The sequence below is a fragment of the Paenibacillus sp. SSG-1 genome, from assembly GCF_002224835.1.
Lineage (GTDB): Bacteria > Bacillota > Bacilli > Paenibacillales > Paenibacillaceae > Paenibacillus_AQ > Paenibacillus_AQ favisporus.
The window spans coordinates 6,794,397-6,810,353 of the sequence record NZ_MBRK01000001.1; the positions used below are offsets into that span (position 1 = coordinate 6,794,397).

At 56.3% G+C, this 15,957-nt stretch carries 15 protein-coding genes; 10 read left to right on the forward strand and 5 right to left on the reverse strand.

Translation table 11 applies throughout. The features are described 5' to 3' along the window. Both BCV73_RS35250 and BCV73_RS30910 read left to right on the forward strand, forming a co-directional pair. Positions 1–311 (forward strand): hypothetical protein (locus BCV73_RS35250; protein WP_218828209.1); only part of this gene is annotated, 311 nt, incomplete at its 5' end. Positions 312–531: 220 nt separating this feature from the next. Next, positions 532–1,554 (forward strand): LLM class flavin-dependent oxidoreductase, encoded by a 1,023-nt coding sequence (locus tag BCV73_RS30910; protein ID WP_089549682.1) that lies wholly within the window; start codon positions 532–534, stop codon positions 1,552–1,554. A gap of 149 nt (positions 1,555–1,703) precedes the next feature. Here BCV73_RS30910 and BCV73_RS30915 read toward each other — a convergent pair whose 3' ends face one another. Beyond that, positions 1,704–2,915: an oxalate decarboxylase family bicupin gene (locus BCV73_RS30915; RefSeq protein ID WP_089549683.1), complete on the reverse strand. Its 1,212-nt coding sequence runs from the start codon at positions 2,913–2,915 to the stop codon at positions 1,704–1,706. A gap of 299 nt (positions 2,916–3,214) precedes the next feature. On the opposite strand from BCV73_RS30915, the gene BCV73_RS30920 reads away from it, so the two are divergent. Then, on the forward strand, positions 3,215–3,625 hold the full coding sequence (locus tag BCV73_RS30920) for a YjdF family protein (RefSeq protein WP_089549684.1): 411 nt from the start codon (positions 3,215–3,217) through the stop codon (positions 3,623–3,625). A gap of 45 nt (positions 3,626–3,670) precedes the next feature. After that, a complete protein-coding gene (locus BCV73_RS30925; RefSeq protein WP_089549685.1) occupies positions 3,671–4,147 on the forward strand; it encodes a glutathione peroxidase in 477 nt (158 codons plus the stop codon). A gap of 439 nt (positions 4,148–4,586) precedes the next feature. Here the strand turns inward: BCV73_RS30925 and BCV73_RS30930 are convergent, their stop codons facing one another. After that, entirely contained in the window at positions 4,587–5,234 is a 648-nt protein-coding gene (locus tag BCV73_RS30930) for an SDR family oxidoreductase (RefSeq protein ID WP_076174814.1), read from the reverse strand. A gap of 330 nt (positions 5,235–5,564) precedes the next feature. Between BCV73_RS30930 and BCV73_RS30935 the strand changes: the two genes are divergently transcribed. From BCV73_RS30935 to BCV73_RS30955, 5 genes are all read left to right on the forward strand, one after another. Further along, positions 5,565–7,631 carry a molybdopterin-containing oxidoreductase family protein gene (locus BCV73_RS30935; protein ID WP_089549686.1) on the forward strand — a complete coding sequence of 689 codons (2,067 nt, stop codon included), beginning with the start codon at positions 5,565–5,567 and terminating at the stop codon, positions 7,629–7,631. A 214-nt stretch (positions 7,632–7,845) separates the two neighbouring features. Next, positions 7,846–9,072, forward strand: coding sequence for an MFS transporter (locus tag BCV73_RS30940; protein WP_089549687.1), 1,227 nt, complete (start codon positions 7,846–7,848; stop codon positions 9,070–9,072). Positions 9,073–9,131: 59 nt separating this feature from the next. After that, entirely contained in the window at positions 9,132–9,635 is a 504-nt protein-coding gene (locus tag BCV73_RS30945; protein ID WP_076174768.1) for a GNAT family N-acetyltransferase, read from the forward strand. Between the two features lie 237 nt (positions 9,636–9,872). After that, positions 9,873–10,658, forward strand: coding sequence for an SDR family oxidoreductase (locus BCV73_RS30950; RefSeq protein ID WP_076174766.1), 786 nt, complete (start codon positions 9,873–9,875; stop codon positions 10,656–10,658). Between the two features lie 90 nt (positions 10,659–10,748). Next, a complete protein-coding gene (locus BCV73_RS30955) occupies positions 10,749–11,408 on the forward strand; it encodes an MOSC domain-containing protein (protein ID WP_089549688.1) in 660 nt (219 codons plus the stop codon). A 171-nt stretch (positions 11,409–11,579) separates the two neighbouring features. Here the strand turns inward: BCV73_RS30955 and BCV73_RS30965 are convergent, their stop codons facing one another. Both BCV73_RS30965 and BCV73_RS30970 read right to left on the reverse strand, forming a co-directional pair. Then, complete coding sequence (locus BCV73_RS30965) at positions 11,580–12,128, reverse strand: GNAT family N-acetyltransferase (RefSeq protein WP_089550478.1); 549 nt, start codon at positions 12,126–12,128, stop codon at positions 11,580–11,582. A 93-nt stretch (positions 12,129–12,221) separates the two neighbouring features. After that, entirely contained in the window at positions 12,222–12,476 is a 255-nt protein-coding gene (locus BCV73_RS30970; protein WP_076174757.1) for a DUF2164 domain-containing protein, read from the reverse strand. Between the two features lie 268 nt (positions 12,477–12,744). On the opposite strand from BCV73_RS30970, the gene BCV73_RS30975 reads away from it, so the two are divergent. Next, positions 12,745–14,433 carry a glutamine--tRNA ligase/YqeY domain fusion protein gene (locus BCV73_RS30975; protein ID WP_179232102.1) on the forward strand — a complete coding sequence of 563 codons (1,689 nt, stop codon included), beginning with the start codon at positions 12,745–12,747 and terminating at the stop codon, positions 14,431–14,433. A gap of 170 nt (positions 14,434–14,603) precedes the next feature. Here the strand turns inward: BCV73_RS30975 and BCV73_RS30980 are convergent, their stop codons facing one another. After that, on the reverse strand, positions 14,604–15,842 hold the full coding sequence (locus tag BCV73_RS30980) for an MFS transporter (RefSeq protein WP_076174755.1): 1,239 nt from the start codon (positions 15,840–15,842) through the stop codon (positions 14,604–14,606). Positions 15,843–15,957: the final 115 nt, after the last annotated feature.

Below are 15,957 nucleotides of genomic sequence, written 5' to 3' on the forward strand. Positions count from 1 at the left end.
CACTGGTGCGGCCGGGCAGCGTGACGGCCGCAGCGCTGGCGGCGGCCGGGGCCAAGCGGCCCGCGCGGAACGCGGCGCGCCGGTTGGCGGTTCCCGCGGCGGCCGGGATGCCAAGCGGAGCGGCACGGGCCGCCCATCCGCTCCCGGCGGCAGAGGCCGGAGCGCGGGAGGACGCGGGCGCCGGAAATAACGGCGCCCCGCGGCCAAGGCAAAGGCAGCAGCTAACCCAGGCGGGGTCAGCTGCTGCCTTTTTTGTCCTCACGGATGCCCCGAAATTTAGAAGCAAATCTCCAAATCTGCTCATGAGGTGAGTTAGCCGCCCGTGCAAACCGTACTCTATCGCGGCGAGGCTGATTTTGTTTTCTGACTCGGATGATTCGGGCAACCTCCCACTTTGCGGCCAAGCGTTTCAGCAGCCCGTCAAACGCATGATATAATAGCAGGGCAGCTCATCCAAAACCTGGATGCCGCTGCTGCAATAGCAGTCAGCACCGGCTGCAATCAGTCATAGCAGAAAGGTCTTGATGCGTAATGATCAAGCTGAGCATATTGGATCAATCAACGATATCGGAAGGCAGCAATCCGGTGGAAGCGCTGGCCCAGACGGCGGCCATGGCCCAGGAAGCCGAACGGCTCGGATACCATCGTTTTTGGGTATCGGAGCATCATTTCTCCCCGAACCTGGCCGGCTCCAGTCCGGAAGTGCTGATCTCCCATCTGGCGGCGAAGACGTCGACGCTCCGGGTTGGATCGGGCGGCGTAATGCTGCCTCACTACAGCTCTTACAAGGTGGCGGAGAACTTCCGACTCTTGGAAGGCCTCTATCCGGGCAGAATCGACCTGGGGCTTGGACGCGCGCCGGGCGGCATGCCTTTGGCGACCCGCGCCCTTCAGGAAGGGAAGATGCGCGGCGAGGACCGTTACGCCGATCAGATCGACGACTTAGTCGCCTATTTGACGGATTCCCTGAGTCCGGAACATCCTTTTGCTGGACTTCTGGCCACGCCGATGGTCCAGACCGTTCCGGAAATGTGGCTGCTTGGTTCCAGCGGGGGCAGCGCCGGGATTGCCGCCATGCAGGGAACCGGCTTTGCTTTCGCCCAGTTTATCAACGGTTCCGGCGGCAGTGATGTGATGCGCTGGTACCAGGAGCATTTTCAGCCGTCGGCCATTTTTGACAAGCCCCAGTCCCTGGTGGCCATCTTTGCCGTATGCGCAGAGACGGAGGAGGAAGCGAACCGGATTGCGTCCAGCATGGATCTCTCGCTCATTTTATTGGAAAAGGGCGGATCGTCTGGAGGCACTCCGCCGGTGGAGAAAGCGCTGGAGTATCCGTATTCGCGGTACGACCGAATCCGGATTGAGGAGAACCGCAAGCGGATGGTCGTCGGTTCCCCGCAGCAGGTGAAGCGCAGAATTGAAGAGCTGTGCGAGGAATACAATGCCGATGAGGTGATGATCGCCAGCATTACCCATCGTTTTGAGGATAAGCTGCAGTCCTTTCGGCTGATCGCCGAAGCGTTCGGACTTCCGGCGGACGCCGCCGGACGATAACAGAACGAACAGGCGGAAATTAGAATAACGTCTATCGGCATACATCGGAAGCAAGACCGCATCCGGAAGTGTTTCTTGTGTTATAAAGAAGCACATTCTCCGAAGCTTATACCTTCTTATATCTAGAAAAAAAGACGGCCCCCTGGATGTTACCCGTCCGGGGCGCCGTCTTTTGGCTTCGTGTAAGTGAAGCCGGGGTGCTTGACTACAGGCGATTTTTCCTTGCGCAGCGCATCCAGCAGATCGGACCCGACGTTCAGGTTTTCTGCCACCAGCTCCCGCGGTGTCAGGGCCATCCACTGGTTCAATGACACGTCCGCGAACCGGTCGCTTTTGAACATTTCCAAAAACCAGAGGCTGTCTGTTCCGGTATTCTGGATGTAGTGTCCGAAGGCGAACGGCACATAGCCGACGTCGCCCGCGCGAACGTTGAACGTACGGGCCTTGCCGCCACCGGCGAATACGGTCATTCTGCCTTGGCCGGTAAGGTAATACTGCCATTCGTCCTGATTCGGATGCCAGTGCATCTCCCTCATTCCGCCGGGTTTGATTTCCACCAGTGCCGCCGCTACGGTACGCGAGATCGGGAAATTGGACGAATCTACGATCCGTACGCTGCCGCCGGATGTGATGATCGGAGGCTGCGCGAGCAGGCGGTGCGTAAAGGTTTGGGGCACCTCTCCGTAGGGCGAGGTTACCTTTTGGCTGTCCAGTGGACCGGGAACGGGTTCCTGCTCGATGTACACCTGGCTGGGAGGGATGCTTGCAAACGCGCTTTCCGGAACGCCGAAATTGGCCGAGAGGACCTCCCTGGGCGTGTGGGCGAACCAGTCGGAGATGCTGAGGGTATTCAGGTCGGAGAAATGTCCGTCGTCAAAAACAAGCAAAAACTCGCAGCCTTCCTCCAGCCCTTGGATGGAATGGGGGATGCCTGGCGGGAAATACCAGAGATCTCCGGGACCCACATCGGCAATGAAATTGCGCCCGTTTTGGTCCACTGCCGTAATGCGTGCCCTGCCGAGCAGCATAAAGGACCATTCGGCCTGCTGGTGCCAGTGGAGCTCACGCAGGCCGCCAGGGGTGAGGCGCATGTTGACGCCGGCCAGCGTGGTGGCGATGGGCAGGTCGCGAACCGTCACTTCCCTGGACCATCCGCCTTCATTAAGCTGCATGTGCGTATCGGAGAAGGAAAATTTTAAATTGGGTATCAGCCCGTTATCGGTCTTCGGCGGAACGAGCATATCGGGATTCTCCATGTCCCGAAGCACGTCGCGCGGCCCCTCGTCGGTCGCCCCTTCGCGGCCGCGGATCGGCTGGGGAATCCGCCTGCCCGACTCCGGCCGATTGGATGAATGATTCATGCGTATGGCCCCTTTTCAGCAGTAATCTCGCTTTCAGCTACAGGAAAGTATATGAACCGCCGCATGCCGATATGAGGCTGATTCCCGGCTTCATTGGATTCACTTGGGGCCGGACTTGCATCACGGCCGCTTTGGAGTATCATGGAAAGTGGATCGTAAAATCACAGCCCGGTCGGTAGTCCGCGGCGCATGTATGGAGGCAGAGGGCGATTCGCCAGTACAGCCTCCCGGATCACATGTCAGTAGCCTTCCCCCCTCGGGATGTCCCTCGGTCCGATTTATACAGAGGGGGAATACTGGTGAAACTCACGGTATTTTTTGAAGATCCTTATTGGGTTGGTGTCGTCGAAGTGCAGGAAGCAGACGGGCTCAAGGCGGGTCGTCACGTCTTTGGTTCCGAGCCGTCTTTGCAGGAGGTGTGGGAATACGTTATGAACGATCTTCCCGCGCTGGTGGAGCGTTTATCCTGCAGCGTCCCGGCCGCGCAACTGCCTGTGAAGTCGGTCAACCCGAAGCGGCTTGCCCGGCAGGCGGCGAAGGAGTCCCGCTCCCGCGGCGTCAGCACCCAGAGCCAGGAGGCGCTTCGCCTGGAGCTGGAGAAGTCAAAGAAGCAGCGCGCCTGCCGAAGCAGGGAACAGCGGGAAGCCCTGGCCGCTTACAAGCGGGAGATCGCCGTAAGGAAGGCCAAGGCCAAGCATCGGGGTAAATAGCAGCAGAATGCCAATTCTATATGAAGGATAGAAAGGGGTAATCACATGTCCGTGTACCAATTCACAGCAGCCAAGACCTCTGGTCAAGAGGTGTCTCTTCAGGATTATGAAGGTAAAGTGCTGGTCATCGCCAATACGGCAAGCCAATGCGGATTAACGCCGCAGTATGGCGACCTGCAGAAGCTGTATGACGAGTTCAAGGGGCAGGGGCTCGAAATCCTTGGATTTCCCTGCAACCAGTTCGGAGGACAGGAGCCGGGTACCAGTGAAGAAGCCGCATCGTTCTGTCAGCTGAATTATGGGGTTCAATTCCCGGTATTCGCTAAAGTGGAAGTGAATGGGGAAGAGGCTCATCCGCTCTTTCAATATTTGAAACAGCAGCAGCCGGGTCCGGCCGAAGACGGCGAGATTCAATGGAACTTTACGAAGTTTCTGGTGAACCGGCAGGGAGAAGTGGTTGCCCGCTTTGAGCCGAAGGAGTCACCGGAAGCCATGACGGAAGCCATCCGCGGTTTGCTATAAACTGCCGGGATGCTTCCTGAAAACTTCCTGATAGTGATACGAACCAATATCATGAACAAAAGGTCTGTCCCGAAAACGGGACAGACCTTTTTGATAATATCAGTAAGTATGAACTCCATAGCCATTGCTTCCTGATATTGCAAGAAAAACTTCCTTTAAACGCGGTCTGTCTACTTTGAAGGTACGTCGATAGACGTTTTTTTTATAATATCAGTAAGTATGAACTCCATAGCCATTGCTTCCTGATATTGCAAGAAAAACTTCCTTTAAACGCGGTCTGTCTACTTTGAAGGTACGTCGATAGACGTTTTTCTTATAATATCAGAAAGTATAAACTCCATAGCCATGGCTTCCTGATATTGCAGGAAAAACTTCCTTTAAACGCGGTCTGTCTTCTTTGAAGGTACGTCGATAGACGTTTTTCTTACAAAAACGGATGTTACTGCGGAACGCTGCCGTTTAATCCTTTCAAGGCTTCCTCCACAGGGGTATCGCCTTCAAGCAGGTCGAACGACTGGTTATGGGTCTGCCGGATTTGCAGCGCCGCGAGAACAGCTGCGGCCACATCATCTCTGGATACCCGGCCGTGACGCTGCAGCTCCGGAGCGGCATGCACCTTGCCTTTGCCCGGCTCGTTTGTCAGCCCGCCCGGACGGATAATCGTATAGCTCAGCCCGCTTTCCTCAAGGATGGTCTCGGCCTTGCGTTTGGCCATCAGGAAGGGCTTCAGGAAAGAAGGCATGGCGTCCGGATCCTTGGTGCCCATAGAGCTGATCAGCACAAACCGCGGAATTTGCTCCAGCACGCTCTGCTCAATGAGCCGAACGGTTCCGACATGGTCCACATGCTCCGGATCACCCGAGGTGCCGGCCCCTGCGGCGCAGACGACGATGTCCGCTCCTTTCATACCGTCGGAGAAAGCTCCCGACAAGTCCCCAAGGTAACCCTTGGCTCCTGTGGATTCCAGATCCCGGAGGTGGTCTTCTTTACGGACCAGCCCTCTCACGTCATAACCTGCCTCAACCAGCTTCGATACGATTCTGCGCCCGGTCTGGCCGTTTGCGCCTGCCACAAAAACGGTTGTCATCGTTGATCACCTCTACGTATGCATTACCCCGATGTCCAGGGCGGGAACACAGGTTTTGATCGAATTCCAAAAATAAACAAATTCGCCAGGTCGGCGTCCGGGGGAACGAAACATCGACCTGGCGAATTCGGTTGGGAGTGGTCCATGATATATGGCATAGCAGGCAGGGCGAACACGGTTCGTCCACTCTATGCTCCTGTTCTTTTTATACCCGGCGGGCGTGGGGTTGAAACAGATGCCTTATTTTTTCTTTTGCGGATTTTGCCGGCTCGCTTTAAGATAGAAATACAAGCATATACAGACTTCATATAGAGGGAGATGGAGCGGGAGATGATCGAGCAAGAGAACGGCGTTTTTCCTGCGGTGTGCCCGCTGGACTGCCCGGATACCTGCGGCCTGCTGCTGCACAAGGAGAACGGTAGAATCGTCAAAGTGACCGGCAACCCCGATCACCCGATTACTCAGGGTGCGATCTGCAATAAGGTAAGAAATATGACGGAGCGGGTTTATCATCCGGACCGGGTGTTGTACCCGATGAAGCGAACGGGGCCTAAAGGGGAAGGCCAGTTTGAACGGATCACCTGGGACGAAGCGGTGACGGAAATTACCCAGCGCTTTCGGGATATTATTGCGGAGCATGGCTCCGAAGCGATACTGCCCTACAGCTTCTACGGTAATATGGGCATTCTCAGCGTCGACGGCATGGACCGGCGTTTCCTCAATGCGCTGGGTACAAGCCGTTTGGACCAAACGATATGCAACTCCGCCGGCGGCGCCGGCTGGAAATATACGATGGGCTTCGGCGGCGGAACGACGCCGGAAGATACCGAATACGCCGACCTGATACTGGTCTGGGGCGGCAACATCATCAGCACGAATATGCACCAAGTCGTCATTGCGGAGAGAGCCCGCAAGCGCGGAGCCAAAGTGGTCGTGATCGACGTGCACCGCAACCGCACCGGCCAGTGGGCCGACTGGTTTATTCCGCTGTACCCCGGAACGGATACGGCGCTCGCACTGGGCATGATGCACATCCTGTTCCGTGACGGGCTGACGGACAATGACTTTATGGCCAAGTACACTGTCGGCCATGAGGAGCTGCGGGAGCATGTGAAGGCGTACACCCCGGCCCGTGTATCCCAAATTACGGGCATTCCGGAGGAGGATATCGAGAAGCTGGCCCGTATGTACGGCGAGGCGGAAGCCGCCTACATCCACATCGGCAACGGGTTGCAGCATCATGACAATGGCGGCATGAACATCCGCAGCATCGCCTGCCTGCCGGCCTTGACCGGCCACTGGCTGAAGCAGGGCGGAGGTGCCGCCAAGTCCAACGGCGGCTATAACGCGATGAACAGCGAAGCGCTGGAGCGCCCGGATCTGCGGCCGAACCCGGAGGCGCGCAGCATCAACATGAACCGGATCGGGGAAGCGCTGGCCATGACGGAGCAGCCGATCAAGGCGCTGCTTGTCTACTGCAGCAACCCGCTGGTCGTCGCGCCGGATACGGCACGGGTTCAGGCCGGATTTGCCCGGGAGGACCTGTTTACGGTCGTGCATGACCTGTTTATGACCGATACGGCGAAATACGCCGATATCCTTCTGCCGGCGACCTCTTCCTTTGAGAGCACAGATTTGTTCGGCTCTTACTGGCATCAATATGTTCAGATCCAGGAGCCCGTCATTCCTGCGCAGGGCGAGAGCAAGAGCAACGTGGAGCTGTTCTCTCTGCTGGGCCGGGCGATGGGCTTTGATGAAGAAGCCTTCTCCCAGACGGAGGAACAGATGATCGAAGCGGCGCTGGATTATCCGGACAATCCCTATCTGAACGGAGTAACCCTGGAGTCGCTGAAGGAGCAGCGCTTCGTCAAGCTCGACATGACGCCGAAGCTGCACTATTTGGACCGGCTGCCGACCCCTTCCGGCAAAATCGAGCTGTATTCCGAAGCGATGAAGCTGGCGGGACTGCCGCCGCTGCCGGAGTATGTCCCGCTGAAGGAAGGCTACGACGGTGAGCGCCGTCCTGCAGCAGGAGAGAGCTTCCCGCTCATGTTCATTTCGCCGCCGAACCACAATTTCCTGAACTCCACCTTCGCCAATGTGGAAAAGCATCAGAAGCTGGAGAAGGAGCCGGTGCTGCAGATCCATCCGGAAGACGCCGCTGCACGCGGCATTACCGACGGGGATCCCGTCTGCGTATACAACGAGCGGGGACGGTATGAGCTGAAGGCTGTGGTCACGGATAAAATGCTTCCCGGCACTGTCGTAAGCCAGGGATTGTGGTGGGCAAAGGACGGCCGCAGGCAGCGGGCCAACGCTTTGACGCCCGACCGCCTGGCCGACATGGGCGGCGGAGCCACGTTCTTCTCAACCACTGTCGAAGTAAAGCGTCAGTGAAGGTCATTGCGGGATGACACAATATGATAGATACTGTCATGTGGGACGGCAGACATAACGATAAATTGCTACAGGTGTCAGCCGGTTTTACGCTTGGCGGACACCTGCCGGAGAGCCCCCAGGGGCTTTCTTTTTTTCGTTCGTTATCTGCCGGTTTCAGATGCCGGACATCTGCCCGGCCTCACCACATACCGCTGCACAGGAGATTCCTAACATGAAATTTCTGCAATCCTATCCAAGGGAAGTTCAAATATTTTTGGCGGCCAGCCTGATCAACTCGGCGGGCGGGTCGCTGATGTGGCCGCTCACCACCATGTACGTGTTTGAGGAGCTGGGCCACTCGATGGCCGATGCCGGCCTGGTCATCATGATCCAGGCGCTGGGCGGCATCATCGGCCAGCTGCTCGGCGGCGCGCTGTACCACCGGGTCGGGGTGAAGCGGCTCATCGTCGGGTCGCTTGGCCTGAATGCGCTTGGCCTGTTCGCCCTGCTTTTCATCAGCCCGTATTGGTATTTATACATGGCTCTGATGGGCTTTATCGGCTTCTGCAACGCCGTGTCCATGCCGGCGATCCAGGCGTTCATCGGCTACCGCTTCGCCGACCGGCGGGGCGAGCTGTTTAACGTCGTGTACGTCGCCAACAACATCGGCGTCGCCCTGGGGACGGCGCTGAGCGGATTCCTTGCCGATCTGTCCTACGACCTGACCTTTATTCTGAACGGGGTCACATCGGCGGTTTTCGCCATGTTTTTCCTGAATTATCTCAGCCGGCTCGATAAGGAGCAGGGGCCGGTTCATCTGCAGAAAAAGGACAAGCCCGAACGCGCCGAAGGTACCTGGTCCCTGCTCTGCAATACGAGGGTTTACCTGTTCATCGGCATCGGTTCCCTGTTCCTCTGGCTGGGGAACTCGATCTGGAACACAGGCGTGTCCCCGTTCATTATCTCCGAGGGCATGCCGAAGCGGGCCTATGGCTTCCTGTGGACGATGAACGGCATTCTCATTTTTGTCGCCCAGCCGCTGACAAGCCTGATCAAGCGCTGGTTCGCACGGACCTCGTCGGCCCAAATTACGGCCAGCGGCCTCTTTTACCTGGGGGCCTATCTTGTCATTGCTGGTCTGCACAGTTATCCGGGAATGGTCATGGCTATGATCCTGGCGACGCTCGGAGAGATGCTGATCTCGCCGGCCATCCCGGCTTTTATTTCCGATCACGCCTATAAGGCGGCTCCGTTCTATATCGGTTTGACCGGGGGAATGGGGGCTGTCGGAAGAATGGCAGGGCCCTATGTCATGGGAATACTGTATGATAACGGAGGAATCATGCCGGTGACCTGGCTGGCGATTGGGGTAGCGGTGCTGTCGGTTGTGTTCTTTGTGACGCACGCGGTCCGCAACCGGCAGGCGGAGATCGATCTGGCCGAATCCTTCGGAAGCTGACGATGACTCCAATACCCTGAGCCTGGTCCTAGTTTACTATCAATAGAGGTGAAGCTATTATGCCATCCGAACATCGTGTTTTGACCATCCGCCTCTCGGAAATGAGGGACGCCCAGGCGCTGATGGATATCGACGCCCTCGTGTGGAACGAGTGGACCGCTCCGGAACCGGTTCGCTGGTCTTCCCGGGAGGACTATCTACGTCACTGCCCGCCGGGTTCCCAGCTGGTGGCCGTGGTGGACAACGTGCTGTGCGGGTACATCGGATTTCGTCCGGCTACGGGCCTCTCCAGCAACAGCCATGTTTGTGAAATTAACATTGCGGTTCATCCCGATTATCAGCAGGAGGGGATCGGGTCGAGGCTGATCGAGGCGGGAAAGAAATGGGCGCAGGAGCAAGGAAAAAGAAAGCTGAGACTGCGGGTCCTGTCTTCCAACCCCGGAGCCATCGCATTTTACCGCAAATGTGGTTTCGTACAGGAGGGCTGCCTTGAACGGGAATTTTGTATCGGCGGCCGCGATGTCGATGATATATTGATGAGCTGCTTTCTGGCGCGTCCTTAATGGGGCTATGGGGCTATCCGTCCTGCAAAATACCATGATATGACATTTTTTGTGTATAATTAGTCAGTCAGCCCGATATAAAACGGTACAAAAGGGACTTTCACAAGGTGAAGGTTCCTTTTTATACTATAATTAACGCTTTGTCATCAGCAGCATTCAAGAATCCGAATGGTTTCATCCCCGAATGATCAGTTTATAAGGGTATAGCAGAATTTATAGAAGAGGGGTCATAAGAGAATGGATCTTCATCTTGAGGGTAAAAAGGCGCTTGTCATTGCATCCAGTCAGGGACTGGGCAAAGCGATCGCCGCTGAACTGGTGCGAGAAGGAGCCGATGTGATGCTGGTCAGCCGCAGCGACGGCAAGCTGGAGGCGGTACAGCAGGAGCTGCAGAAGCTCGGCAGCGGCGTGGTGGAATATTATGCGGCGGACATTACGATTCCGCATGAAGTGGAAGCGATGGTGCGTTATACGGCCGAAAAGTTCGGCCGCATCGATATATTGGTCAATAACGGAGGCGGTCCGTCTCCGGGAACGTTTGAAACGCTGACGGATGAAGACTGGGATAAAGCCTTTCAGCTGAACCTGCTCAGCTATGTCCGAATGATCCGTGAGGTGCTCCCGCATATGAAGGGACTGGGCGGGCATATCGTCAATTTGACGTCGACGTCGATCAAGCAGCCGATTCCCGGGCTCATTCTGTCGAATACGTTCCGTAACGGCGTAGCCGGCATGAGCAAGTCTTTGTCTCAGGAGCTGGCTCAGTACGGAATCCTGGTGAACACGGTGGCACCGGGGCGGATCGAGACCGACCGGATCATTCAGCTGAACGAATCGAATGCGAAAGCGAAGGGTGTCAGCGCGGAAGAGGTCGCAGAGCAGTCCCAGAGCGAAATTCCGCTCGGACGGTACGGAACGCCGGAGGAATTCGCCAAAGGCGTCGTATTCCTGTTATCAGGTGCCAACACCTATATTACCGGCACAACCCTTGTCATTGACGGCGGGCTGGTACAGGCTCTCTAAGGGCCATCCCAGCTCGTGTATTTCTTTTGTACCGGCGCAACTCCAAATGCTATGATGGAAGCAAGATGATCAATTTGGAGGGAAGCCGCAATGAATCAGGTGGATACCGCTTACCGGATCGTATCGGTGAACGTCGGCAAGCCGATCACGGTGGAGTATATGGGCAAACCGCTCACAACCGGCATACATAAACGCCCGATTGAAGGAGAAGTGTTCGTTGGACGCACGCAGATGGATGGGGACGGCCAAGGTGACTTGAAAAATCACGGCGGGCCTGACAAGGCCGTGTGCGTCTATCCTGTAGAGCATTACGCCTATTGGAAGCGGGAGCTGGGCATTCCGATGGAGTGCCCGGCCTTTGGCGAGAATTTGACCGTATCCGGGCTGCTGGAAGAAGAAGTGTGCATCGGCGATACGTTTGAAATCGGCGGGACAGTCATGCAGGTCGCCCAGCCGAGATTTCCCTGTTTCAAAATCGCCAGCAAGCATGGGGTGACCGACTTCCCGGCACGGGTGCTGGATACCGGATACAGCGGTTTTTATCTCCGCGTGCTCCAGGAAGGGGTGCTGGACCGCCAATCGTCCATCATCAAGCGTGAATCCAGCCCGGGCGGCGTGACGGTGGCGGCGGTTCTGCGCCAGCTGGCGCTGGGACGCAAGCGGGCGGACCGGCAAGAGATTGCCCGGATGCTCGAAGTCGAAGCCCTTGCTTCGACCGTGAAGGAGCAGTTCAGCAACTGGCTGGCCTAAACCGGCCAGGCTGCGGCCAGTCCGCCGGCCGCCCAGTTATCCAGCGGCTGCCGAACATCTGGCATCGCTGAATGACCGCTTCATCGTATGGCAAAAATGCCGCCGTTCCCTGTCCGTTGAACAGGAGCGGCGGCATTTTGTCTGCCTTGGAGGAAGGGTTTTCAAAACGGGCTACCGAAGCAGCTTCCATTCGCTTTGTATCATCCCATAGACCGCGTGATTCACGTAACCTTGGGGCAGCTTCTCCGCTTCACGGACGATTCCCTCGAGAACGAATCCCAGCCGTTCGGGGATTGCGCGGCTGCGGTGGTTGCCCGTTGCGCAGCGGATTTCGACCCGGTTGAGATCCATGTCCATCAGGGCATAATCGACAAAGGTCCGGCAGGCGCTGGTCATGATGCCTTTGCCTTCAAATTCCTTCCCCAGCCAGTAGCCGATGCTGACGGAGCGGTTGTTCCAGTCGATCTGATGGTAGCTGATCAGACCGGCGATTTCATCGTCCACCCAAATGCCGGCGGAAATGCCGCCGTTCTCGGCTCCCTGCTTAATGGCATTTTTCACAAAATTGGCCGTATGCTCCACTTCCCGGATCGCATCCACCCAGGGGAGCCATTCCCGCAGCCGGTCACGTGACCGGTCGGTCAAGTGAAACAGCGGGCGTGCATGCTGCAGCGCCAGGGGCCGGAGCTCAATTTGGTCGTCAAGTGCGTATGTAAACATGAATGAATCCCTCTTTCTTTTCCCAAGATCGGCGAAATTGGCGGCCAGCTTATATATGTAACCAACCATGCGTTTTCACTTCTCCCCTCGTACTTAACGGGACGCTTTAACCTTTTGTTCCAATGCGTATATATCGTCTTCCAGGGATATCATTCTCTGGCTGACCACATGGCGGCAGTCGCTCAGCGCCTGGTTGTACACATGCGGAGCGATGCGTGTCATAAAGAAGTCCAGCACGCCGTCCGCTGCCAGCTCACCGATGGCTTCGCCGCGTTCATGCTCAAAAAACTGCTGGATCTGCAGAATCGCCTGGTCCCGCTGTTCCTTCGCCAGCTTCATCGATTTCATATGCATTTAGGCCCCCTTCGGCTTTTATTTCCATGCTACCTTATTCCTCAAATGGCGTCAAAATGGTATTAGCCCCAATTTTCATGTTTGTCTCTGGATTGGGGAAGGATGTATAAGGCTTCGCGTTCACGTAAAAGGGGAGAGGAGCGCGAATGATTGAACTCTCCCGGCATTACAGGTATATTTATATGAAACAAGCTTTATACAGAGAATAAGATGGACGAGGTCTATCTATAAAGAAGACTTTATGGATGAAAGGTTGATAACTGTGGAGAAACCAAGCACTCCCTCCAATTTTATTAAAAATGTCATAACGGAAGACCTGAAGTCGGGCAAGGTTCAGAAAGTGGTCACCCGCTTTCCTCCGGAACCGAACGGCTATTTGCATATTGGACATGCCAAGGCGATCTGGATCAATTTCGCGCTGGCCGGCGAATTCGAAGGTGTCACGAACCTGCGCTTTGACGATACGAACCCGCTGAAGGAAGACGTGGAGTTCGTCAGATCCATTGAGGAAGACGTGAAATGGCTTGGATACGAATGGGCGGAGAAGCGTTATGCCTCGGACTATTTCGATGAGATGTACAACCGTGCGGTGCTTTTGATCAAAAAAGGCAAAGCGTATGTCGACGATCAGACAGCCGATCAAATCCGCGAGACGCGCGGCACGCTGACCGAGCCGGGCCAGAACAGCCCTTACCGTGACCGCAGCGTCGAGGAGAACCTTGAGCTGTTTGAGAAAATGCGCAGCGGTGAGTTCAAGGATGGGGAGAAGGTGCTTCGCGCCAAGATCGACATGGCCTCGCCGAACATCAACTTGCGGGATCCGGTCATTTACCGGATCGCCCATGCCACGCACCACAACACGGGGGACAAGTGGTGCATTTACCCGATGTATGCGTTCGCCCATCCGCTGGAGGACGCCATCGAAGGCGTAACGCACTCCCTCTGCTCGCTGGAGTTTGAGGATCAGCGCCCGTTCTATGATTGGGTCATCCAGGAATGCGAGATGGAGAGCACGCCGCATCAATACGAATTCGGCCGCCTGAATCTGGCACAGACGCTGACCAGCAAGCGGAAGCTGAAGCTGCTCGTGGACGAGAAGATCGTCGACGGCTGGGACGATCCCCGCATGCCGACGATTTCCGGACTCCGCCGCCGCGGCTACACGCCGGAAGCGATCCGGAATTTCGTGTACGAGACCGGCATCTCGAAGAGCCAGGGTTTGGTGGATTTGCAAATGCTGGAGCATTTTATCCGCGAGGACCTCAAGCTGAAGGCTCCGCGGACGATGGCGGTGCTGCGGCCGTTGAAAGTGGTCATCACCAACTATCCAGAAGGCCAGGTGGAATGGCTCGAAGCGGAGAACAATACCGAGAACCCGGGCATGGGCACGCGGCAAATCCCGTTCTCGCGCGAAATTTACATCGAGCAGGACGACTTCATGGAGGACCCGCCGAATAAATATTTCCGTTTGTTCCCGGGCAACGAGGTCCGGCTGAAGAATGCCTATTTCATTAAATGCCATGACTTCGTGAAGGATGAGAACGGCCAAGTGACGGAAATTCACTGCACCTATGATCCGGAGACGAAGAGCGGCACCGGCTTTACCGGCCGCAAGGTCAAGGGAACCATCCACTGGGTCGAAGCTTCCCATGCCGTACCGGCGGAGTTCCGTCTGTATGAGCCGCTGATCAAGGCGGAAGAGACGGATGCCCCGGCCGAGGAGAACGAAGCCGAAACAGCAGAGAAAAGCTTCCTGGACGAAATCAATCCGAACTCCCTCGAAGTGCTGCACGGCTTTGTGGAAGCGGACATGAAGAATGCCAAGCCGCAGGACAAGTTCCAGTTTTTCCGGCACGGATATTTTAACGTGGATTCGAAGTATTCTGCGCCCGGACAACCGGTATTTAACCTGGTCGTCTCCCTGAAGAGCTCCTTCCAAATGCCGAAATAAGGCAGGCTCGGCTCGGCACAAGAACCTATGAGAAGACCTGCAACGTTCGAATGACATATAGAAAAGCCAGCCGCAGATGCAATCGCCCAGCGGCTGGCTTTTTGTTTATGTTTGGCTTGCTCTGTCTCGCTTATGTCAAGCTTTGGCCCGGCCAATCGGGTCCAGCTTCTTTAGAACGGTGAATCGTCATCATCGGCAGGCCCGGTCACAGTTCCGGCAGCCCCCGCCTGGGTATGATGCTGAACGCGAATCCAGTACCACATAATGCCGAAGCCAGCCGCGCCGATCAGCGCCAGCATCACGCAAATTTTGTACATGGCCGCGCCGCCGAAGTTCTGGAACAGCCAGCCGCCGGCCAGGCTGCCGAGCATGCCGGAGATGCCGCTCCAAGTGAGCGTGTAGAGCGCCTGAGCGGGTCCGCGGAATGGGGCCGGCGTCAGCAGGCGCACCACCTGGGTTCCGACAAAGAAGAAGCCGCCGAAGGTGATGCTGTGAAGGATCTGGATGACGGCGATTTCGACCGGGCTCGTGGCGTTCGCCATCAGCTGCCAGCGAAGGACAAACAGAAGGCTTACAAGGGAAAGGCAGCCTACGAGCGTGGACAATTTACGCCTTAGATAACGATTGAACAGAATCAGCACGCCGATCTCCAGAATGGACGACAGGAAAACGGCCAGTCCCACTACCGTTTTTGATCCTCCCAGTTCCGTGATATAGAGCGACATGAACGTATTATTCATAAAGGTGGGGACGGAGACAGCCATGCCCAGAACGATAAAAGCGATAAAATAACGGTTCACCGCAAACCTGCCAAAGCCCCGGAGACGCATCGGCGGCGTTTCGGAGGTCCGCTTGAGCGGAGGCAGGAGCAGGACGGATACGATCGCCAGGACAAGGATTCCCGTAAACACGAAGGAAAGGCGGGAGATTCCGATCCGGTCGAGGAAGAGGCCGGCCGCCACAGCGGTCACCGCCCAGCCTATAGAGCCCCACATCCGGAACGCGCCGAACCGGTGCGGCTGATCCGGAATATAGCCGAGAATCAGCGTGTTGCTCTGCGCAAACATCGGGCTTTGAAAGAAGAAAAAGAGCATCATGGCCACATAAATCATCGTAAACGTATCGGCATGAAATACAAATTGAGTCAGCAGCAGGGTGCCCGCCATCATGAGCAGCAGGCTGCGCTTGGTGTCCCGCAGGCGTTCACTGGCAAACGTCCAGACCGGATTGGCCAGCAGGGAGATCAACGGCCCCAGTGCCATCAGGCTGCCGATTTCCAGTTTGTTCATTCCCGCATCCTGCAGGTATAATTGAAAATAGCTGGTGAAAATCACCATGGTGCCGTAAATTAAAAAGTTGAACGCCTTGAGCGACGTTAACGAAGACGGCTTGCTTCCGTTTTCCTGCACGCTAGCACATTCCTTTCCGGCCGTTTGCTAATATATAGGTTGAACTGAAGTTCCGCATTGTAATCTTCTGATGACCCGCTTCTGTGCGCAAAGTTAGAAATTCTTCCGTTCATTC

Excerpts from the sequence above, each read along its gene's own strand:
- BCV73_RS30910 (WP_089549682.1), top strand. The coding sequence starts at position 532 with ATGATCAAGCTGAGCATATTGGATCAATCAACGATATCGGAAGGCAGC.
- BCV73_RS30915 (WP_089549683.1), bottom strand. The coding sequence starts at position 2,915 with ATGAATCATTCATCCAATCGGCCGGAGTCGGGCAGGCGGATTCCCCAG.
- BCV73_RS30925 (WP_089549685.1), top strand. The coding sequence starts at position 3,671 with ATGTCCGTGTACCAATTCACAGCAGCCAAGACCTCTGGTCAAGAGGTG.
- BCV73_RS30930 (WP_076174814.1), bottom strand. The coding sequence starts at position 5,234 with ATGACAACCGTTTTTGTGGCAGGCGCAAACGGCCAGACCGGGCGCAGA.
- BCV73_RS30935 (WP_089549686.1), top strand. The coding sequence starts at position 5,565 with ATGATCGAGCAAGAGAACGGCGTTTTTCCTGCGGTGTGCCCGCTGGAC.
- BCV73_RS30940 (WP_089549687.1), top strand. The coding sequence starts at position 7,846 with ATGAAATTTCTGCAATCCTATCCAAGGGAAGTTCAAATATTTTTGGCG.
- BCV73_RS30945 (WP_076174768.1), top strand. The coding sequence starts at position 9,132 with ATGCCATCCGAACATCGTGTTTTGACCATCCGCCTCTCGGAAATGAGG.
- BCV73_RS30950 (WP_076174766.1), top strand. The coding sequence starts at position 9,873 with ATGGATCTTCATCTTGAGGGTAAAAAGGCGCTTGTCATTGCATCCAGT.
- BCV73_RS30955 (WP_089549688.1), top strand. The coding sequence starts at position 10,749 with ATGAATCAGGTGGATACCGCTTACCGGATCGTATCGGTGAACGTCGGC.
- BCV73_RS30965 (WP_089550478.1), bottom strand. The coding sequence starts at position 12,128 with ATGTTTACATACGCACTTGACGACCAAATTGAGCTCCGGCCCCTGGCG.
- BCV73_RS30970 (WP_076174757.1), bottom strand. The coding sequence starts at position 12,476 with ATGAAATCGATGAAGCTGGCGAAGGAACAGCGGGACCAGGCGATTCTG.